The sequence below is a fragment of the Xanthomonas sp. 3058 genome, assembly GCF_014199765.1.
Classification (GTDB): Bacteria; Pseudomonadota; Gammaproteobacteria; order Xanthomonadales; family Xanthomonadaceae; genus Xanthomonas; species Xanthomonas campestris_B.
In genome coordinates this window covers 92,511-112,376 of sequence record NZ_JACHOF010000013.1, presented here as the reverse complement: position 1 = coordinate 112,376, position 19,866 = coordinate 92,511, and the positions used below count along the sequence as shown (strand labels likewise).

The 19,866-nt window shown below is 66.0% G+C and carries 20 protein-coding genes; 14 read left to right on the top strand and 6 right to left on the bottom strand.

Annotated elements, in window-relative coordinates:
* Positions 1 to 13 precede the first annotated feature (13 nt).
* The 6 genes from GGR61_RS15470 (at position 14) to GGR61_RS15445 (ending at position 5,994) form a co-directional block, all read left to right on the top strand.
* Complete coding sequence (locus GGR61_RS15470) at positions 14 to 1,456, top strand: ammonium transporter (RefSeq protein WP_184622457.1); 1,443 nt, start codon at positions 14 to 16, stop codon at positions 1,454 to 1,456.
* Positions 1,457 to 1,571: 115 nt separating this feature from the next.
* A complete protein-coding gene (locus GGR61_RS15465) occupies positions 1,572 to 1,724 on the top strand; it encodes a hypothetical protein (RefSeq protein ID WP_184622455.1) in 153 nt (50 codons plus the stop codon).
* Positions 1,724 to 2,773: an ATP-binding protein gene (locus GGR61_RS15460; protein WP_184409260.1), complete on the top strand. Its 1,050-nt coding sequence runs from the start codon at positions 1,724 to 1,726 to the stop codon at positions 2,771 to 2,773. Before GGR61_RS15465 ends, GGR61_RS15460 begins: the two co-directional genes overlap by 1 nt.
* Positions 2,766 to 4,196 (top strand): nitrogen regulation protein NR(I), encoded by a 1,431-nt coding sequence (gene ntrC / locus GGR61_RS15455; RefSeq protein ID WP_184622453.1) that lies wholly within the window; start codon positions 2,766 to 2,768, stop codon positions 4,194 to 4,196. Before GGR61_RS15460 ends, ntrC begins: the two co-directional genes overlap by 8 nt.
* Before the next feature lie 498 nt (positions 4,197 to 4,694).
* The gene (locus GGR61_RS15450; RefSeq protein WP_184409262.1) at positions 4,695 to 5,297 is read left to right on the top strand and encodes a superoxide dismutase family protein; all 603 of its coding nucleotides are present in this window, start codon (positions 4,695 to 4,697) and stop codon (positions 5,295 to 5,297) included.
* 49 nt (positions 5,298 to 5,346) lie between these two features.
* Complete coding sequence (locus GGR61_RS15445) at positions 5,347 to 5,994, top strand: superoxide dismutase family protein (RefSeq protein ID WP_184409263.1); 648 nt, start codon at positions 5,347 to 5,349, stop codon at positions 5,992 to 5,994.
* Positions 5,995 to 6,583: 589 nt separating this feature from the next.
* On the opposite strand, the gene GGR61_RS15440 is transcribed toward GGR61_RS15445, so the two are convergent.
* Complete coding sequence (locus tag GGR61_RS15440) at positions 6,584 to 7,021, bottom strand: VOC family protein (RefSeq protein ID WP_184622451.1); 438 nt, start codon at positions 7,019 to 7,021, stop codon at positions 6,584 to 6,586.
* Positions 7,018 to 7,902, bottom strand: coding sequence for a hypothetical protein (locus GGR61_RS15435; RefSeq protein ID WP_184409265.1), 885 nt, complete (start codon positions 7,900 to 7,902; stop codon positions 7,018 to 7,020). Before GGR61_RS15435 ends, GGR61_RS15440 begins: the two co-directional genes overlap by 4 nt.
* Positions 7,903 to 7,990: 88 nt before the next feature.
* On the opposite strand from GGR61_RS15435, the gene GGR61_RS15430 reads away from it, so the two are divergent.
* A complete protein-coding gene (locus GGR61_RS15430; protein ID WP_184409266.1) occupies positions 7,991 to 9,286 on the top strand; it encodes an acetyl-CoA C-acetyltransferase in 1,296 nt (431 codons plus the stop codon).
* A 169-nt stretch (positions 9,287 to 9,455) separates the two neighbouring features.
* Here the strand turns inward: GGR61_RS15430 and GGR61_RS15425 are convergent, their stop codons facing one another.
* From GGR61_RS15425 to GGR61_RS15415, 3 genes are all read right to left on the bottom strand, one after another.
* On the bottom strand, positions 9,456 to 10,721 hold the full coding sequence (locus GGR61_RS15425; RefSeq protein WP_184622449.1) for a heme biosynthesis HemY N-terminal domain-containing protein: 1,266 nt from the start codon (positions 10,719 to 10,721) through the stop codon (positions 9,456 to 9,458).
* Entirely contained in the window at positions 10,718 to 11,695 is a 978-nt protein-coding gene (locus GGR61_RS15420; RefSeq protein WP_184409268.1) for a uroporphyrinogen-III C-methyltransferase, read from the bottom strand. The genes GGR61_RS15425 and GGR61_RS15420 overlap by 4 nt, the downstream gene beginning before the upstream one ends.
* Before the next feature lie 103 nt (positions 11,696 to 11,798).
* Positions 11,799 to 12,608 (bottom strand): uroporphyrinogen-III synthase, encoded by an 810-nt coding sequence (locus GGR61_RS15415; RefSeq protein WP_260288050.1) that lies wholly within the window; start codon positions 12,606 to 12,608, stop codon positions 11,799 to 11,801.
* Positions 12,609 to 12,770: 162 nt separating this feature from the next.
* Between GGR61_RS15415 and GGR61_RS15410 the strand changes: the two genes are divergently transcribed.
* The 6 genes from GGR61_RS15410 (at position 12,771) to GGR61_RS15385 (ending at position 16,926) form a co-directional block, all read left to right on the top strand.
* Positions 12,771 to 13,580, top strand: coding sequence for a glycosyltransferase family 25 protein (locus GGR61_RS15410; RefSeq protein WP_184622445.1), 810 nt, complete (start codon positions 12,771 to 12,773; stop codon positions 13,578 to 13,580).
* Positions 13,581 to 13,828: 248 nt separating this feature from the next.
* On the top strand, positions 13,829 to 14,299 hold the full coding sequence (locus GGR61_RS15405) for a YiiD C-terminal domain-containing protein (RefSeq protein WP_184409271.1): 471 nt from the start codon (positions 13,829 to 13,831) through the stop codon (positions 14,297 to 14,299).
* Between the two features lie 28 nt (positions 14,300 to 14,327).
* Positions 14,328 to 14,750, top strand: a complete 423-nt coding sequence (locus tag GGR61_RS15400) for a hypothetical protein (RefSeq protein WP_184622443.1) — start codon at positions 14,328 to 14,330, stop codon at positions 14,748 to 14,750.
* A gap of 76 nt (positions 14,751 to 14,826) precedes the next feature.
* Positions 14,827 to 15,264: a rhodanese-like domain-containing protein gene (locus tag GGR61_RS15395; RefSeq protein ID WP_016903395.1), complete on the top strand. Its 438-nt coding sequence runs from the start codon at positions 14,827 to 14,829 to the stop codon at positions 15,262 to 15,264.
* 109 nt (positions 15,265 to 15,373) lie between these two features.
* Entirely contained in the window at positions 15,374 to 15,889 is a 516-nt protein-coding gene (gene secB, locus GGR61_RS15390; protein WP_184622441.1) for a protein-export chaperone SecB, read from the top strand.
* Positions 15,890 to 15,903: 14 nt separating this feature from the next.
* Entirely contained in the window at positions 15,904 to 16,926 is a 1,023-nt protein-coding gene (locus tag GGR61_RS15385) for an NAD(P)H-dependent glycerol-3-phosphate dehydrogenase (RefSeq protein WP_184622439.1), read from the top strand.
* A gap of 262 nt (positions 16,927 to 17,188) precedes the next feature.
* Here the strand turns inward: GGR61_RS15385 and GGR61_RS15380 are convergent, their stop codons facing one another.
* Positions 17,189 to 17,785, bottom strand: a complete 597-nt coding sequence (locus tag GGR61_RS15380; RefSeq protein WP_184409275.1) for a diffusible signal factor-reguated Ax21 faimly virulence factor — start codon at positions 17,783 to 17,785, stop codon at positions 17,189 to 17,191.
* A gap of 364 nt (positions 17,786 to 18,149) precedes the next feature.
* On the opposite strand from GGR61_RS15380, the gene poxB reads away from it, so the two are divergent.
* Positions 18,150 to 19,859: a ubiquinone-dependent pyruvate dehydrogenase gene (poxB, locus tag GGR61_RS15375; RefSeq protein ID WP_184622479.1), complete on the top strand. Its 1,710-nt coding sequence runs from the start codon at positions 18,150 to 18,152 to the stop codon at positions 19,857 to 19,859.
* Positions 19,860 to 19,866: the final 7 nt, after the last annotated feature.

The following is a 19,866-nucleotide window of genomic DNA, read 5'->3' as shown; positions in this document are numbered from 1 at the left end:
CTCCGGAGGTCGTATGAAGACAGTTCTGTTTGCCGGGTGGAAAGCCCGGTTCTATAGCGTGTGCATGCTGATGCTGTTCAGCGCGCTGGTGGTGGGCGGCATGGGCAGCGCGCAAGCGCAGTCCACACCGCAGGTCACCCCGTTACCGACCGAGCCGGTCACCACCGAACCGCTGCCGTCCGCGCAGCCGGCCGCCGCGCCGGTCGCTGCTGCCGAAGCCGCGCCAGTGGTCGACAAGGGCGACGTCGCCTGGATGCTGACGTCCACGCTGCTGGTGCTGCTGATGGTGGTGCCGGGTCTGGCGTTGTTCTACGGCGGCATGGTGCGCGCCAAGAACGTGTTGTCGGTGCTGATCCAGGTCGCAACGGTGTTCTCGCTGCTGACCATCCTGTGGGTGCTATACGGCTACAGCCTGGCGTTTTCCGGCGAAGGCCCGTGGATCGGCAACCTGGATAAAGCGCTGCTCAAGGGCGTGACCATCGAGAGCCTGTCGGCTACCTTCACCAAGGGCGTGAGCCTGCCGGAATACGTGTTTATCGGGTTCCAGGCGACCTTTGCCGGCATCACCGGCGCGCTGATCGTCGGCGCCTTCGCCGAACGCGCCAAGTTCGCTGCGGTGCTGCTGTTCTCGGTGATCTGGTTCACCTTCGGCTATCTGCCGCTGGCGCATATGGTCTGGGCCACCGGCGGCTACTTGTTCGGGCTGGGCGCGCTGGATTTTGCCGGCGGCACCGTGGTGCACATCAACGCCGGTATCGCCGGTCTGGTGGGCGCCTACTTCGTCGGCAAGCGCGCCGGGCTGGGGCGTGAGGCGATCAAGCCGCACAACGTGACCCTGACCTTCGTCGGCGCTTCATTGCTGTGGGTGGGCTGGTTCGGCTTCAATGCCGGCTCCAACCTGGAAGCCAACGCCGGTGCGGCGCTGGCCTTCCTCAACACCTTGCTGGCCACTGCCGCCGCCGTGCTGGGCTGGTCGCTGACCGAGAAGTTCATCAAGGGCAAGTCCTCCGCCCTGGGTGTGGCCTCGGGCATGGTGGCCGGCCTGGTCGGCATCACCCCGGCCTGCGGCACGGTCGGGCCGTTCGGCGCCATCGTCATCGGCCTGGCAGCCGGCGTGCTGTGCGTGTGGGGCGTCACCGGTCTCAAGCGCCTGCTCGGCGCCGACGATAGCCTGGACGTGTTCGGCGTGCATGGCCTGGGCGGCATCATCGGCGCGATCCTGACCGGTGTGTTCTCGGCAGCCTCGCTGGGCGGCCAGAAAGGCGGCGACTACGACATCGTGCATCAGGTCGGCATCCAGGCGCTGGGCGTGGGCATCACCCTGGTGTGGATCGGCGTGGTGTCGGTGGTGGGTTTCCTGGTCGCCAAGCTGGTGTTCGGCCTGCGCGTGACCGAAGAAGCCGAACGCGAGGGCCTGGATATCACCTCGCACGGCGAAGCCGCATACGAGTCTTGACCATGCACACCTGCGGCCACGCTGCTGCAGGTGGCGCCACGACCCGGCCGGTAGAGCCCGCCGGGTCCGTTCTCTTCGCCGACCTCACCGGCGGATCAATTGCCGAGGTGCCTGCATGACCAGCCCCACGCCCGTGACCGTCGGCGCGGATGCGCGCTGGATCGGTGCGACCTGCGACCGGCCGGCGGACATTCTTTTTAGCCATGCTTCGTTTTGCGCGCCATCCGCGCAGGCCGATCCTGCCTGCACCAACTTGGTGCGGGACTGATGTCGTCTTCCATGCCATCGCTGGATAGCCTGGGCACCCCGGTGGCCTGGGCCGACCGCGAAGGCCGCGTGCTGGGGGTCAACCCGGCGTTCGCACGCTGGCTCGGGGTCAGTGCGCGGCGCCTGGTCGATCAACCGCTGGCCGCGCTGGAAGTGCAGGGCGATGCGCTCGCGCGTTTCCTGCTTAACGACGAACGCGACATCCTGCGCCTGCACCGGCTGGCGCTGGGGCTGCCCAACGACGCGCCGCGCTTTGCCGAAGGCTGGCTATCGCGGCTGGACGATGGCGGCTGGCTGCTGGAAACCCATCCGGTCGATGAATTCCCGGCGCTGGATCCCACCCATGCATTGCCCAATGCCTTGAGCGCTGCGCTCAAGGGCCTGGCCCACGAGCTGCGCAATCCGCTGGCCGGGCTCAAGGGCGCTGCGCAACTGCTGGCGCGGCGCTCGGGCGGGCGCGATGAAGACGAGCGCGAGCTGATCGAGTTGATCGGCACCGAGATCGAGCGCCTCAATACCTTGCTCGAACGCCTGCTCTCGCCCAGCCCGCTGCGCCCGCATGACCGCCTCAACATCCACGTCGTGCTCGAGCGCGTGCTGCGCCTGGCCGAGGCCGAGGGCGGCTGGTCGGTGCAGGTGCAACGCGACTACGACCCGAGCATCCCGGACATCCTCGGCGATGGCGACCGCCTGACCCAGGCGGTCTGGAATTTGGTGCGCAACGCCTTCCAGGCCGGCGCCACGCGGGTGACCCTGCGCACCCGCGTCGAGCACGGCCAGCGCATCCGCGACCGCGTGCATGCGATGTCGCTGCGGCTGGAAATCATCGACGACGGCGGCGGCGTGCCGGAAGAACTGGCCGAGCACCTGTTCCTGCCGCTGGTGAGCGGCCGCGCCGAGGGCAGTGGGCTTGGCTTGGCGCTGGCCCAGCAGGTCTCGCGCGAACACCACGGTACCCTGACCTACCGCTCGCGCCCGGGGCATACCGTTTTCACCCTGCTGCTGCCCGAGTTGGCCGGCGATCACGACAAGGAGCATCTGCATGGCTGAGGCCGCCGCCGCATCCCACCATATCTGGGTGGTCGACGACGACCGTTCGGTTCGCTTTGTACTGTCAACGGCCTTGCGCGATGCCGGCTATGCCGTCGATGGTTTCGACAGCGCCGCTGCCGCGTTGCAGGCGCTGGCGATGCGACCCACCCCCGATCTGCTGTTCACCGACGTACGCATGCCTGGCGAGGATGGCCTGACCCTGCTCGACAAGCTCAAGTCCAAGCACCCGCAATTGCCGGTCATCGTGATGTCGGCCTATACCGATGTCGCCAGCACCGCTGGCGCGTTTCGCGGCGGCGCGCACGAGTTCCTGTCCAAGCCGTTCGATCTGGACGATGCGGTGGCCTTGGCCGCGCGCGCGCTGCCCGATGCCGATGCAACGGTCGACACCATCGTCGGCACGCCGCTGGCGGAAGGGCCGGCATCGTTGATCGGCGACACCCCGGCGATGCAGGCCTTGTTCCGCGCGATCGGACGCCTGGCGCAGGCGCCGCTGTCGGTGCTGATCAACGGCGAAACCGGCACCGGCAAGGAACTGGTCGCACGCGCGCTGCACAACGAATCGCCACGGTCGCGCAAACCCTTTGTCGCACTCAACACCGCCGCGATCCCGGCAGAACTGCTGGAAAGCGAGTTGTTCGGCCATGAAACCGGCGCCTTTACCGGCGCCACCAAACGCCATATCGGCCGCTTCGAACAGGCCGATGGCGGCACGCTGTTCCTGGACGAAATCGGCGACATGCCGCTGCCGCTGCAGACGCGTTTGCTGCGCGTGTTGGCAGAGAACGAATTCTTCCGCGTCGGTGGGCGCGAGTTGATCCGCGTGGATGTGCGCGTGATCGCCGCCACCCACCAGGATCTGGAGGCGTTGGTCGAACAAGGCCGTTTTCGTGCCGACCTGCTGCATCGTCTGGACGTGGTGCGTTTGCAATTGCCTCCGTTGCGCGAGCGCCGTGGCGACATCGCACAACTGGCCGAAAACTTCCTGGTCATGGCCGGCCGCAAGCTCGACATGGTGTCCAAGCGGCTGTCGCCCGCAGCGCTGGAAGGGCTGCGCCAGTACGACTGGCCCGGCAACGTCCGCGAGCTGGAAAACGTGTGCTGGCGCCTGGCCGCATTGGCCACCGCCGACATCATCGACGTGATCGACGTAGAGGCTGCCCTGGCCCGTGGCGGCCGCCGCCAACGCGCCGGTCGCAGCGATGGGCAATGGGACGAGATGCTCTCCAGCTGGGCCGCGCAACGCCTCAGCGAAGGCGCCCAGGGCCTGCACGCCGAAGCGCGCGATCGCCTGGACAAGACCCTGCTCGAAGCGGCGCTGCAACTCACCCAGGGCCGCCGCGCCGAAGCCGCCGCACGCCTGGGCCTGGGCCGCAACACCGTCACCCGCAAACTCGGCCCAGGCCGCAAACGCCGCTGATAAGCCCCTCTCCCGCCTGCGGGGGGGTGGGGTGAGGGACGCCTGCGTCGATGAAAAACCGTGCTGCACGCGTGGTGTTCGAGCCGAGCAGCGAACCACGAGATTGATAAGCATCACGATGGCGAGCGTGCATGAGCTCGCCGTTTTCTCGCACGCACGTGCCCCTGTCTCGATTGCCCGGCGGCGAACGACGCCCCCATCCGCCCTTCGGGCACCTTCCCCCGCAGGCGGGAGAAGGAAAGCCACGCGGGCAAGGCAAGCCACGCGAAAGAAGGCAAGCCATGCGGGCAAGGCAAGCAATGCGGGAGAAGGCAAGCATCGATCATCGCGTTTGAGCCCCTCTCCTGCCTGCGGGAGAGGGGTTGGGGTGAGGGCGCCCCGTGCCCACATCCCGGCCCGCGACACCAACCCCGTAAACTCCTGGACTGCCCGGCGCATTTCATGGCACGTGAACATGCGCCCGCATAGGTTTTCAGCCTGATCAAGGAGAACAGCTCGATGCGTTACCGGTCGTCCACGGTCGTTGCCCTTACCGCGCTGGCGCTTGCCGCCTGCAGTACGACGCCCCCGGCGCCGCCGCCGCCACCTCCACCGGCGGCGCGCGTGGTGCCGGTCCGTCCGGTGCAGCAGGCCGAAGCAGCGCTCGCCTCGGCGTCGGGCAGCCTGGTCAGCGGTCGCGTGGTGTTGGTGCCTGCCCTGCAGGGTATCCGCATCACCGGCACCGTCGGGGGGCTGCGGCCAGGCGGCGTGGCCGGCTTCCATGTGCATGAGCGAGGCGATTGCAGCGCTGCCGATGCCAGCACTGCCGGTGCGCATTTCAACCCCACCGGTACGCCGCACGGACGCGCCGGCAGCAATCCCCATCACGCCGGCGACATGGACAACCTGCGCGCCGACGCCGAGGGCGTTGCGCATCTGGACATGATCGTGGCCGGCATCACCCTGGGCGACGCTGCGCCTACCGATGTGGTCGGCAAGTCGCTGGTCGTGCACGCCGATCCGGACGACTACCGCAGCCAGCCCAGCGGCAACGCAGGCGCACGTCTGGCATGCGGCGTCATTCGCGTCACCCAGTGGCGCACACCCCCTACGCAGCCCTGAATTGGGGCATCAATGACCGCAGCTGCGGTCCTTTTACCGGAGATTTTCCATGCGCATTCTTCCGACGACCCTGTTCCTGGCCACCGCTTTGGCATTGACTGCGTGCAAGCGCGAGGAACCTGCCCCGGCCGACCCCGCACCCGCACCGCAGGCCGGCGCCCCGGCCGAAGCGGCCCACGGCGGCGAGCATGCCGCGTCCATGGTTACCGAAGCGGCCGCCACCACCACCGCCACCGCCGAGCTCAAGCCGACCAAGGGCAACGAGGTCAAGGGCACGGTCAGCTTCAAGACCGTCGACGGTGCGCTGCGCGTCACCGGCCAACTCAGCGGCTTGAAGCCCAACACCGAGCACGGCTTCCATATCCATGAGAAGGGCGATTGCAGCGCCCCGGACGGCAGCAGCGCGGGCGGCCACTTCAATCCGGCGCAAACCGATCACGGGATGGTCAGCAGCGATCCGCATCACGGCGGCGACATGCCCAACATCAAGGCCGACGCGCAGGGCAATGCCAGCATCGACGGTCCGGTCTCGAACAACGTCAATCTCGGCAAGGCCGATCAGTTCGATATCGCCGGTCACGCAGTCATCGTGCACGCCGATGCCGACGACTATAAAACCCAGCCCACCGGCAACGCCGGCGGTCGTCTGGCGTGCGGCGTGATCACCACCGACAATGCGCAGGCAGCGACCAAGTAAGCATTGAAGAAACGCCGCAGTGATCGATCGCTGTGGCGTCCTTGGTGTGATGTGCAATGGCGGGTTGTTGGTTACGTGCGCATTGCACCTGCTCACTGGACAAGCAGGCTGGTGCATTCGGCACCCAGGCACCGCACCACGTGATGCTGCTGACAGACAGGTAGCGATTCGTTGTCAGCAGCGATCGATGCCTGCGGCGTGAGTTTCAACGCGCATAGCCAAACTAGTTTGATCGTTGCGTGCGCAATCCATCAGCTCAGTGGGCAATGAGGATGCTGCGTTTGGCATCGAGGCAACTCAATGCCGCTGACAAACACGTAGCGATCCGTTATCGGAAATGATCGATCACTGCGGGCGTTGGTGTGTGATGCGCGGCACTGCATTCCTTGCTGTCGTTGCGTTGCGTAATCACTGGCCCGCTAAGCAGCGAGGCTGCGCGTTCGGTGCGCAGGTAGTCGCGCAATGACTGCGGCGAACAATGCAACGCGTCGTGGTCAGGCGGGTATGGATGGCGCGGAGTGCCTGACCTCAGCAGGGCTGCATCGGGATTGGCGACACTGGTGGTGGCGATGTGGCGTGTCAGCCTTGCCTAGTAATTCGCCCACAATCCCGGCGTTGCCAGTTCCAGCAAATGCGCATCGGGATCGCGGAAGTAAATGCTCTGCCCACCGCCGGGCCATTGCGTGCGGCCTTCGATGGCCACGCCGCAGGTCTGCAGATGGGCTTCCCAGCCGGGCAATGCATCGGTGGCAATGGCCAGCGCGTAATGCGTCCGTCCGCTGCCATCGTGTGGAGGAATGGTGCCGCCGGGCAGCGTGGCCGTTATCGATGTGCTGCCTTGCACGAACAGCAGCAAAACCTGTCCGGGTACGATCGCGTAGGCGGCCATGCGCTCATCTCGGTGCATGGGCTGCAGTCCCAGCACGCGCGCATAGAACGCACACGCACGGTCCAGGTCCGCGACATACACGCCGGTTTCCAGCACGCCCTGCAGTGCAGGAGGCGTGGAACCCGGCGCGCTGCTCATGCCGCCAATGCGTGCTGCGGATCCTGGCCCGGCTCCACATGCACGTACAGCACCGGTAGCCCGTGCGCTTCCAGCACTGCGGCCATCTGCCGCTGACGCGCCAGATATTGCTCGTACACACCGCGCAAGCGATCGCAGTTCTCGCGGTCGTGCGCGTAGTGATCGCACCAGCCGGCCGGGTCGAACAGCGCGATGCGCACTTCGCCATTGGTGTAGCGCAGCACCGGTTCGGGCGACTGCTGCAGCCACTCTTCGGTATCCGGAGCGAGCAGCGCGGCCTCGATCACCGGCCACAGCGGCGCCAGGCCCTGATTGTCGTACTGCATCGACACCATCGCCGCCAGATCGTGTGCGGTGAGATAGCGCGCATGCTCGATACGTGCGCCAAAGCTTTCCTGCGCCAGCAACGCGGTGTCGGCCTGGGCCATGCCCTGGGCCAGCAGGATGTCTTCCATCGCATCGGCCACGGTCGCCACGATCTGCGGATCGCCGGTCAGCAGGAACGGCAGCACGCGCAGGCCGCCGCCGGTCAGCTGGGTATCGGCCTGGAAGGGAAGCGGAATCTCGCCCTGCGCATCGGCGCCGAAGGCCAGCACGCGCGGGCCCTGATCGCGTCCGGGGGCGCGTGCATGCAGTTCTTCCAGCCGACGATGCAACGGCCAGCCCGGTCGCAGCACTTCGGCCGGATCGAAATGCGCCATCGCCACGCTCAGCTCCAGCGCCCGCACCTCGGGGATCCACTGCGCCAGGTCGCGGCCGATACGTTCGGCCAGCATCCCGGCCTGCTCGGGCGCCAGGGCGCCACGCTCGGGGGCGGTGCCGCCCGTCAATTCCAGCGCCATCACACCCATGGCGGTCACGCGGTGTTCGGTCTTGCTCATGATTCGCGGTTGGCCCATCACGGGGTCGAAGCTACACTGCGGCCATTATGCCTGCCAGCCCTGTGCAGGCCATGTCCCCGAGTCCTCCATGCCAGGTCAACCGATGCCCGCAGCTCGTCCCGTCGCCATTCTCGGTGGCGTTCGTATCCCGTTCTGTCGTCAGAACACCGCGTACGCGGATGTGGGCAACCTGGGCATGTCGGTGCGCACGCTGGGCGCATTGGTCGAGCGCTTCGGCCTGCATGGGCAGCAGCTGGGCGAAGTGGCGATGGGCGCGGTCATCAAGCACTCCTCGGACTGGAACCTGGCCCGCGAAGCGGCGCTGTCGTCGGGCCTGTCGCCGCTGACGCCGGGCATCACCCTGCAGCGCGCCTGCGGCACCAGCCTGGATTCGGTGATCACCATCGCCAACAAGATTGCGTTGGGGCAGATCGACTCGGGCATCGGCGGCGGTTCGGACACCACTTCGGAAGTGCCGATTGTCTACGGCAAGAAGTTGCGTGCGCGGCTGATGGCCGCCAACCGCGCCAAGGCGACCGGCGACAAGCTCAAGACCCTGCTGCGCGGTTTCAAGTTCGGCGAACTCAAGCCGGAGTTTCCCGGCGTGGCCGAGCCGCGCACCGGCAAGAGCATGGGCGACCATTGCGAGGACATGGCCAAGCAATGGAACATCTCGCGCGATTCGCAGGACGAATGGGCGGTGTCCTCGCATCACAAATTGGCCGCCGCCTATGAGCGCGGGTTCTTCGATTCGCTGATCGCCCCGTTCCGTGGCGTGTCGCGCGACAACATTTTGCGCGCGGATACCTCGCTGGAAAAACTCGCCACGCTGCGCCCGGCGTTCGACAAGGTTTCCGGCCGCGGCACGCTGACCGCCGCCAATTCCACCCCGCTGACCGACGGCGCCGCTGCGGTGCTGCTGTCCAGCGAAGCCTGGGCGCTGGCACACGGCCATACACCGATGGCCTATCTGCGCGATGCGCAGGTGGCGGCAGTGGACTTCGTGCATGGCGAAGGCCTGTTGATGGCGCCGACCATTGCCGTGCCGCAGATGCTGGCGCGCCAGGGCCTGACCCTGCAGGATTTCGATATCTACGAAATCCACGAGGCCTTTGCCGCGCAGGTGTTGTGCACGCTACGCGCCTGGGAGAGCGAGGATTACTGCCGCACGCGGCTGGGCCTGGATGCGCCGCTGGGCCGTATCGACCCGGACAAGATCAATCCGCTGGGCTCGTCGCTGGCCACCGGCCATCCGTTCGCCGCCACCGGTGCGCGCGTGGTGGCGACCGCCGCCAAACAGCTGGAAGAACGCGGCGGCGGCCGTGCATTGATTTCGATCTGCACCGCCGGTGGCATGGGCGTGGTGGCGATCGTCGAGCGCTAGGCTGCTGCGCAGCGGGATTGGGCATTCGGAATTGGGGATTGGCAAAAGCACAAGCGTGCTGTTCTGCTGCGAACCCCGAACGCACGAATCCCGCAGCGGCGGGTTGCGCACCCGCAATTGGTAAACGCAACAACATGCGTTTGCGAATCCCGCCCTCCAGACATCCGGTTTATGGAATGCGATCGTCCGGCGTTAGCGGATCGGTCGGCGGCGTTTGGTAAGCCGACACGGTGGGCCCATGCGACTGCTGTGGCTGCAAGCCCTCGCGTACCGGCTCGCCGCGTGCGGCGCGCAGGGCGTTGGCGTAGCAATGCTGCGCCGAGAGCAGGTCGCCAGCTGCCGCAAAGCCATGTCCCAGCTCTTCCCATGCGTCGCTGCCGGCACCGGCGGCCACCGCGCGATGCAGGAATTCCTCGGCCTGCGACTCCTGTTGTTGATGGCGTGCCAGGCGCGCCAGCGTCAGCAATAGGCCCGGGCTGTCCGGGTACTGGGTCAGCCAGCGCTGGGCGCTGGCACGACGCGAATCGTATTTTTCCAATGGCAGCACGCCGTACAGACGCACCAGCGATTCGTCCCACTGGGTATCGAGCGCCTGCTCCAGGCTATGCACCGCCGCATCGTCCCAATGCAGCACTGCCGCGCGCTGGGCATAGGCGGCAACGATGGCGGGAGAGGTGCGCAGCGACTTGGGCAGCGCTTCCCAACGTTGTGCCAGCGCATTGGCGTCGTCGGCCTGCAACAGCGTCTGTTCGGCAAGTGTCGCTTCCAGTGCGCTGTAAGCCTCCGGTGCCAGCACCGCCTGCTGACGCAATGCGCCGAGCTGGCCGTAGGCCTCGTCGGCGCGACCGATCTGCGCCAGTGCGTGCGTGCGCAGCAGCAAGCCGCGTGCCGGCAGCGGCTGGGCGCTGGCGATATCCAGTGCGTTGATCGCCTCGACCGGACGTTGCCGGGCCAGATGCCGTTCGCCTTGCAACAACGCGTGTGCGGTGGGGTCGCGCTCGGACAATTGCTGGACCAATGCATTGGCCGCGACGTCGTCGCCGCGCGCATCTGCCACCCGCACCGCGCTTGCCAGTGCGATGCCGCTGACCTCCTCGTCTTCGCTGGCGTTGACCAGCAGGCGCTCGGCGCGCTGCCACTGACCATGGTCGGCAGCGCGCAGGCCTTCGATCAGGCGTGCACGTCCCTTCCTGCTGCGGTATTTGCCCCACACCCGGAACGGCAGGCTGATCAGCGTCCACACCAGCCAGAGCACCAGCAGCGCGATGACCAGAATCAGCACCGCCTGCGGCATCGCCGCGTGGTAGTCGTTGCCGCCGACGCTGACCACCACATTGCCCAGGTCATAGCTGTTCTGGTGCGAAAGCCACTGCGCACCGAGCACGCCCAGCGCCACGGCAACCAACAGGATCAAGACAGTACGCAATACTTTCATTGGGTGGATCTCCCTTCACGCATGGCCTGCAGTTGCAGCAGGGTGGTGCCCAGTTCCGGCAGGCGAGGACGCAGTGGTGCTTGTTGCAGGCTACGCAGGCGCGTACGCACCTGGCGGCGTTGTGGCGAATCCGGCCACAGTCGTGTGGTCCAGCTATCCACGCGGCGCAGCGACTGTGCGAACCCGTCGGCATCGCCGCGTTCTGCGGCCGCGCGGGCCAGGCTGATTTCGATCTGCAAGGCATCGCGCGCGGCGTTGCGATCGCCACCGAGCAACAACGCATCGCCACGGCTGGGGCGAATGTCCACCAACGGGGACAACACTTTCTGCCACCACGGGTGTGCCGCCTGGCCTTGTTCTGCGGTCTGCTCGGGCAATCGCTGCAGCTCGGTGGCCAGGTGGTCCAGCGTCTGCGCTACCTGCGCCTGCGGGCCGGCACCGAGGCGATCGAGCGCATCGCGTTCCTGCACCAGTGACTGACGCAGATTGAGATAACCCGGGTCGTCGATGCCGTTGAGCACGCCATTGGCCAGCGCGTAGGCGCGCCGCGCGCCGTCGGTGTCGCCGGCAATGCTCAGCCGTTGCTGGCCGAGTCGCAGCAGCAATTCCACTTCATCCAGGCGCAGCGCCTGGGCGCCATGACGCGTGGGGTCGGCCAGTTTTTGGACGCTGTCTTCGAGCAGGGCGCTGCGTTGGCTCAGGCCAAGCATTTCATCGCGCAACACGCGGTTGGTCGCGGCCGCATCGGCCAGGCGCTCGTTGGCCAGGCGTTGATCGCGGCGCAGCGTGTCCAACATCTGCTGGGTGCCGTCCCAGCGCTGTTGCTGTGCCTCGGCGGCCTGCAACTGCGCGCCTTGATAGCTCTGCCATGCACGCCAGCCGAGAAACAGCGCCACGCCCATGGCGGCCACGGCGACGACCAGCAGCAGCCATGCCAGGGGAAAGCGTCGCGGGGAAGCGGGCATGTCGGTCATTCGGGCATCCTCGGGCGGGCACGACAGGCGCGGTCGCCACAGTCATCCGCCACAGCATGGCGTGCAGCGGCAGACCCCCGCAAGCCGTACTTGAGTTCGCAGTTCAGCAAGGTCGCGGCAGTGTCACGATCGTTGCAGCGGTAGCGGCCAGTTGTGCAGGCAGTGGACCGGCGGCGCGCACCACATGGGCGAAACCGGCGAGCTGTGCGGCCTGCAGGACGCGATCGCTGGAGGCCACCACCGGGCGCTGCCGCCATGCCTGCACCAATTGTTCAGGCAACTGCTGCAGCACCAGCGACAGTGCTTCGACGCTGCTCAGCGCCAGCACGCTGCGCGGTAACGCATCGGCCAGGGCATGCACGGCCGATGCACGCAAGCGCAGCGCGATGCGTTGGTAGACGTCGGCACGCAGGATGCGCGCGCCGCGCTGTTCCAGCGCCGGAGCCAGCATGCCGCGTCCGCCTGGCGCGGTGATCAGGCCGACCGCCTGCAGTGGCGGCTGAAACAACTCCAGCGCAAGCAGCCCCTCGCTGTCCATGCGCGCAGGGCGCACGACTGCATCGATCCCGCAGGCCCGCAATGCGCGCGCGGTGCCATCGCCCACGCTGACCCAGTGCGCCTGCGCCGGCCGCCGCAATGGCGAAAGACGCTGCGCCGCACGGACCGCTGCCGGGCTGGTGAACACCACGATCGGTGCGTCCAATGCCAACCGCAACGTCTCGCGTGCCTGCGCGGTGGCGTTGGTCTGCAACCGCCACGGCGATAGCGCCAGCACGCGCCCGCCATGCAGCGCAGCGGCCTGCCGCAGCGCTGCATGCTCGCCACTGGGTCGCAGCGAGATCAGGGTCCAGGCGTCGGTTGGAGCAGGTCGGATCATCCGGCGATTATGCGAGAGCGCGGCAGTGGCTGGCAGGCGCGGTGACGTTCGGGCAGTCCGGTAAGGGGTCCAGGGGCGTACCAATGGGTGCATGCGTGCGCCATGGATCTTTTTAAGCGCCAGGAAATAAATTTGTAACTTCTTGAAAAATATGTAAATCAGACCACGATCCGCCGACAACCAAGCCGGATTGGCGCCGTGATTACCCCCTACCTCATCAATATGCAACGCAGCAGCGATCGTCTGCAGGCCATGTCGGCGCGCTTCCAGTCGCTGGGTCTGCCGTTCGAGCGCATTCCTGCCGTCGATGGCGCCACCCTGACGCCCGAGCAGATCGCCGACTTCGTGCGCGAGCGGCCACTGGAAGGCTCCGGGGATGGGTTCAGCACCGGCCCGCGCAAGTGGACCGCATCCAATATTGGCTGCTTTCTGAGTCATCAGGCAGCGTGGCGCATCGCCGCCGAGTCCAGCGCTGCCTACACCGCCATCTTCGAAGACGACATGCATCTGTCCGACGCGCTGCCGGAACTGCTGCGCAGTACCGACTGGCTTCCGGCCGGTAACAGCATCGTGCGGCTGGAGCCGTCCTACAACCGGATCAAGCTCGATACCAAGGTCGCCGATGTCGCCGGCCGCCAGCTGCGCCTGGTGCGTCCATCGTCCCATCAGCATTGCTGGCCGGTGTGCGCCGGCGCGCTGATCATCAGCCGCGATGCGGCGCGCTTGCTGCTGGCGGCCGAAGCGCGTTGGCACACCATGGCCGATATCTTCCTGTTCGGTTGGAACGAGTCGCCGGTGGCGCAACAACTGTCCACCTACCAGCTTTCGCCGGCTGCCTGCATCCAGGACAAGTTCTTCCATGCCGCACCGGAGCAGATCGTGTTCACCAGCACCATCGATGCGCCGTTGACCCAGGCCCAGAAACAGCGCAGCGCGCATTGGAAGGCCAAGGCCACCGCGTTGCTGCGCGTGGCGCAGGGCTATCGCAAGGTCGTGTTTGCACCTTAGTGCGGCGAGCACGACGATTGCGCGCATCGTCAGGTGGACACGCCCGGTGCCCGGTGCAGTCTCAACGTCACGCCTAACGACCGCGCGCCAAGTCTCCGGGCTGCTGATACGCGCCGCAAAACCGATGCATGCAGCGATCCGCGATTGCCCACATTCACCATGCGGTACCGCATGTCTTCCAGGTGCACAAGACGCTCGCGGAACATTGCGGCATGATGCCGCCCTTCGCCGTCCTTCAGCCTTCGCAGATGACCTCTTCGTGCACGCTCGCCTCCGCCCTGCAGTCACTGCAGCAGCAGTTCATCGCCATGCCGCCAGTGCTGTCGATGGGCATCGCCGTCGACGGCTTGCATGACGGCGCGTTGCGCCTGCGTGCGCCGCTGCAGGCAAACGTCAACGACAAGGCCAATGCATTCGGCGGCAGTCTGGCCTCGCTGATGACGCTGGCCAGTTGGGGGTGGTTGACGCTGCAATTGCAACTGGCCGGGCACAGCGCCGATGTGTACGTCGCCGACAGCCAGCTGCGTTACGTGGCGCCGGTGTACGAGGACCTGGTGGCCAATGCCGAGCCATCCGAACTGGGCAGCTGGGAGGCGTTTTTGGGCACGTTCCGTCAGCGCGGCAAGGCGCGCATCGGCATGCGTGCGCAGATCGCGCTGGGCTCCGGCGCAGCGGCGGCCACCTTGAGCGGACGCTTCGTGGCGTTTCCGAAACGGTAGGATGCGGGCTGGACTCGGGGGAATGCGCATGCGTGCAGTGATCGGAGCAATGCTGTTGCTGGGGCTGGCGCTCCTGAGCGGGGTGGCCAACGCCGGCAGCCGCGCCCAGGCGCGCGCGCTGCAGACCACCCAGGCTGCCTACACGGCCGCCGTGCGCTGGAGCGATTTCGATGCCGCACAGGGCTTTATCGAACCGGCTTACGCCCAGGCCCATCCGCTCAGCGATCTGGAACGCTCGCGCTACCAGCAGGTGCAGATCTCCGGCTACCGCGAGGTGCGGGTAGGCGACGACGTCAATGGCGATCTGCGCCGCGAGGTCGAGTTGCGCGTGATCAACCGCAACACCCAGGCCGAGCGGCTGGTACGTAGCACCGAGTTGTGGCGCTGGGATGCCGAGCGCAAACGCTGGTGGCTGGCCAGCGGCCTGCCCGACTTGTGGCAGGGCCAGTAGCCCGCAGCAACCGACGCTGGCCGTCGCGTGCGCCAGCTGTGCGACAATTCCCGCCCGCTCGACTGACCCTGACCCCGTGAATTTCGAAGAGCTGCAGGCCTTTGTCGGCCGCAACCCCATGCTGTCGCTGGCCCTGGTGGGCCTGACCATCGCCTTGATCGTCACCGAGGTCGCGCGCCTGTTCCGTGGGTATCGCGCACTCAAGCCGGCCGAGCTGACCCGCCTGATCAACAGCGAGAACGCGCTGGTGATCGACCTGTCGCCCACCGCCGACTTCGAAAAAGGCCATATCGCCGGCAGCCGCAACGTGGCGCTGGCCAAGTTCGACCCGGCCGGCAAGCTGCTGGCCAACGCCAAGTCCTCGCCCGTGGTGGTGGTCTGCCGCAATGGCAATGCCTCCGCCGGTGCGGCCAAGACGCTGAAAAAAGCCGGTTTCGAGCAGGTCTACTGGCTCGACGGCGGCGTGGCCGCCTGGCAGATGGCCGAACTGCCGCTGGTCAAGGGTCGCGCCTGACCCACCTTGTGCGGCGCCAGGCAAGCCCCCATTGCTTGCGTGAGATACTGCCGCTTTCACGTCTGCATCACTCAACGCTGCATCCATCGAACCGTTTCTGGAGTTAGGAATGTCCGACGAAATCATCAACGGCGCAGTTGCGCCGTCCGACGCCGCTGCTGGCCCCGCGTTCACCATCGAGAAGATTTACGTCAAGGACGTTTCTTTCGAATCGCCGAACGCACCGGCCGTCTTCAATGACGCCAACCAGCCCGAGCTGCAGCTGAACCTCAATCAGAAGGTGCAGCGCCTCAACGACAGCGCCTTCGAAGTGGTGCTGGCCGTGACCCTGACCTGCACCGCCGGCGGCAAGACCGCCTATGTGGCCGAAGTGCAGCAGGCCGGCGTGTTCGGCCTGGTGGGCCTGGAACCGCAGGCGATCGACGTGCTGCTCGGCACCCAGTGCCCGAACATCCTGTTCCCGTACGTGCGCACCCTGGTCAGCGATCTGATCCAGGCTGGCGGCTTCCCGCCGTTCTACCTGCAGCCGATCAACTTCGAAGCCCTGTATGCAGAAACCCTGCGTCAGCGTTCGCAGGGCGAAGGCACCTCGCTGGCCGATTCCGAGCCGGCCGGCAACGCCTAAGCGTTGTGGTGCCAATGAGCGATGTGAAACACAAGATCGCCGTTCTCGGCGCCGGTTCCTGGGGCACTGCCCTGGCCGCGCTGCTTGCCAGACACGGTCACCCGACCGTGCTCTGGGGACGCGATGCATCGATGGTGGATGCCATCGACCAACGCCACGAGAACCTGCGCTATCTGCCCGGCATTGCGCTGCCCGAAAGCCTGCGGGCCACCACCGATCTGCAGCTGGCCATCGCCGACGCACACTGGATTCTGGTCGTGGTGCCGTCGCATGCGTTCACCGAAACGGTCAAATTGATTGCACCGCTGGGTCCGGCCACGGTCGGCGTTGCCTGGGCGACCAAGGGATTCGAACCCGGTTCCGGGCGTTTCCTGCACGAAGTGGCGCGCGACATCCTCGGCGACGTTCCGCTCGCGGTGGTGACCGGGCCGTCGTTCGCCAAGGAAGTCACGCTCGGTCTGCCGACTGCCGTCACCGTGCACGGCGACGACGCGGCGTTCGCGCAAATCGTCGCCGACGCCATGCACGGCCCCACGTTCCGCGCCTACACCGGCGATGACATGGTGGGTGCCGAGCTGGGCGGTGCGATGAAGAATGTCCTGGCGGTGGCGACCGGCGTGGCCGATGGCATGCAACTGGGCCTCAATGCACGCGCCGGGTTGATCACCCGTGGCCTGAACGAGATGCTGCGCCTGGCCGCAGTGATCGGTGCGCGCCCGGAGACGCTGATGGGATTGGCCGGTCTGGGCGATCTGGTGCTGACTGCGACCGGCGATCTGTCGCGTAACCGCCGGCTGGGGTTGGCGTTGGGACGCGGTCAGAGCCTGAGCGATGCGATCCGCGAGATCGGCCAGGTGGTTGAATCGGTGCAGACGGCCGATGAAGTCATGCGTCAGGCCGAACAGCACGGCATCGAGTTGCCGATCTCCAACGCCGTGCGTGCGGTCCTGCATGGCGAGATCACCCCGGAAGCGGGATTGAAGGAATTGCTGGCACGCGAGCGCAAGCCCGAGTATCCGCAGACCTTGTTCACCTGAGCGCGGTGTCGCGGCGATTGCGCTGCGCAGAACCAACAAAAAAGCCCGGCATCGCCGGGCTTTTTTGTTGCTCGCGTGCATCGGCTCACATCTGTCGCTGCGTGGCGTAATTGCGCAGGCGTGCAGCATGTGGACGCTGCGCGGGGGCCATGGACGCGTGCGTCACGGCCAACCAATCGCCCAAAAGAAAGAAGCCCGGTCGTGGGACCGGGCTTCCAATGCAACGCGGGAGAGAGAGTCGCGTTGCCGTCAAACGTGCGGCTTACCAGCTGAAGCGCGGGCCGACCGACCATTCCTTGTTGCCGTCGCCATCCATACGGATGTCGCCGTTGATGCCCCAGTTCTGGTTCAACTTGACCTGGGCGCCGAGGCGGCCGTAGAAGTTGTCACCGATATCGACGCCACGCTTCTTGGAGAAATCTTCGTAACCAGCCAGCGCGTAGACTTCGAAGTGCTCGCCGAAGGCGTTACGCAGACCGGCTTCAACGCTGTAGCCGTCGAAGCTGATGTTCGGGGTGTCCAGGTCCAGCTTGCGGTAGGCAACGCGGGCAACGAAGTCGGTGCTCGTGGCGATTTCGTGGTTGTAGCCCACGCCGACGCCCCATTGCTGGAAATCGGAGTTGGAGCTTTCGAACACGTTGTCGTCGTCGTCAGCGTTCTGCTTGCTGTAGTCGCCGAACACGTGGAAGTTGGGAGCGACGGCGTAAGACGCCTTCACGCCCCAACCATCAGCGTCGCGGCCTTCGGTCGGAGTGCGCACGTAGTCGCCTTCGACGAAGTTGTAGGAGAGGTTTTCAGCAGCGGAGGCCGCAAACGGCAGGGCTGCGAGAAGGCCGAGGGCCAGCAGTGAAGTCTTCATGGTCGATACCTGTACTTATGGTTTGGGCCGGCGCTGAGGCGGATGCCGTTCGCTGCCGAGATGTAAATTCTCCGTTATTCGATGGAACGCGGCCTGAATTTTGAACTGACCGGTGCGTGAATCATCGCACCCAGTTCAGCTGCGCTTTCTTGTCATCAAGCTGCAACACGCGTAATCACGCACAAAGTGTGATGGGTTGGCGCTTACACGTGCTGGATATGAGGCGCGCGTGTACACCTGCCTGTTTCCCAGCGAATTCTTTGGCAGGCACAGGGATCCCAGCACATTGCTCTGACGCTGTCGCTGGGAGCATGCCAGGCTTGTTGAACATGCGTGGAGCTGCATCGTGGCGAAGAAGAAGACGTTGGCGCGGTTCCTGGCCGAGACGCTGCAGAGCGCGGGTGTGGAGCGGATCTGGGGTGTCACCGGCGACAGCCTCAATGGCTTGACCGACGCCTTGCGCGAGATGCAGACGATCGAGTGGATGCATGTGCGCCACGAAGAAGTGGCCGCATTCGCTGCCGGTGCCGAAGCGGCGGTGACCGGCCAGCTAGCCGTGTGTGCGGGCAGCTGCGGTCCGGGCAACCTGCACCTGATCAACGGGCTGTTCGACTGCCATCGCAGTCGCCAGCCGGTGCTGGCGATCGCCGCACATATTCCTTCGTCCGAGATCGGGCTGAATTATTTTCAGGAGACGCATCCGCAGCAGCTGTTCCGCGAGTGCAGTCACTTCGTGGAATTGGTCACCAACCCAGCGCAGTTGCCGGAGGTGCTGCATCGGGCGATGCGTGCGGCGATCCTGCAGCAGGGCGTTGCCGTGGTCGTAATCCCGGGCGATATCGCGCTGCTGGACATCGACAGGCACGCCTCGACGGCCTGGCCGCAACTGCGCCAGCCGCGCGTGTTGCCGGCTGCCGAGGATGTGCGGCAACTGGCCGAGCTGTTGCAGCAGAGCGAGGCGGTCACGCTGTTGTGCGGTAGCGGCTGCGCCGGCGCGCACGATGCGGTGGTGGCACTGGCCGACATCCTGGGTGCGCCGGTCGTGCATGCGCTGCGTGGCAAGGAATACGTGGAGTGGGAAAACCCGTTCGATGTCGGCATGACCGGCCTGATCGGCTTCAGCTCGGGCTACCACGCCATGCTCAACTGCGACACCTTGGTCATGCTGGGCACGGATTTTCCGTATCGGCAGTTCTATCCGAAGGACGCGACCATCGTGCAGGTGGATCGCGATCCCAGTGCGCTGGGACGGCGCACGCCGTTGCAGCTGGGTATCGCAGCGGATGTGGGCGAAACCATCGCCGCCTTGCTGCCGCACCTGCAGCGGCGCGAGAAGCGCGACTTCCTGGACAAGTCGCTTGCGCATTACCGCAAGGCACGCGAAGGGCTGGACGATCTGGCGGTGCCGGCAGACCCTGGCGCGCCGCTGCATCCGCAATTCGTCGCGCGGATGATCAGCCAGATTGCCGACCCCGATGCGGTATTCACCTGCGATGTCGGCACGCCGACGGTGTGGGCGGCGCGCTATCTACGCATGAACGGACGACGCCGATTGCTGGGTTCGTTCAACCACGGTTCGATGGCCAATGCGATGCCGCAGGCCCTGGGCGCGCAGGCGGCGTTTCCGGGGCGTCAGGTGATCTCGCTGTCTGGCGATGGCGGCTTTGCGATGTTGATGGGCGACTTCATCTCGCTGGCGCAGCTGCGTCTGCCGGTGAAGATCGTGGTGTTCAATAACGCGTCGCTGGGATTTGTGGCGATGGAAATGAAGGCCGCCGGCTATCTGGATACCGGCACCGCGTTGCAGAACCCGGATTTTGCTGCGATGAGCAACGCGATGGGTATCCTGGGCATCCGTGTCGATGAATCGTCGCAGCTGGAGCGCGCATTGCGGCAGGCGTTTGCGCATTCGGGTCCGGCCCTGGTGGATGTGCGCATCGCCACGCAGGAACTGGCGGTGCCGCCCGCGATCAAGCTGGAGCAGGCCAAGGGCATGGGCCTGTATCTGCTCAAGGCGGTGATGAGTGGGCGCGGCGATGAAGTGATCGATCTGGTCAAGACCAACATGCGCTGACACCTGC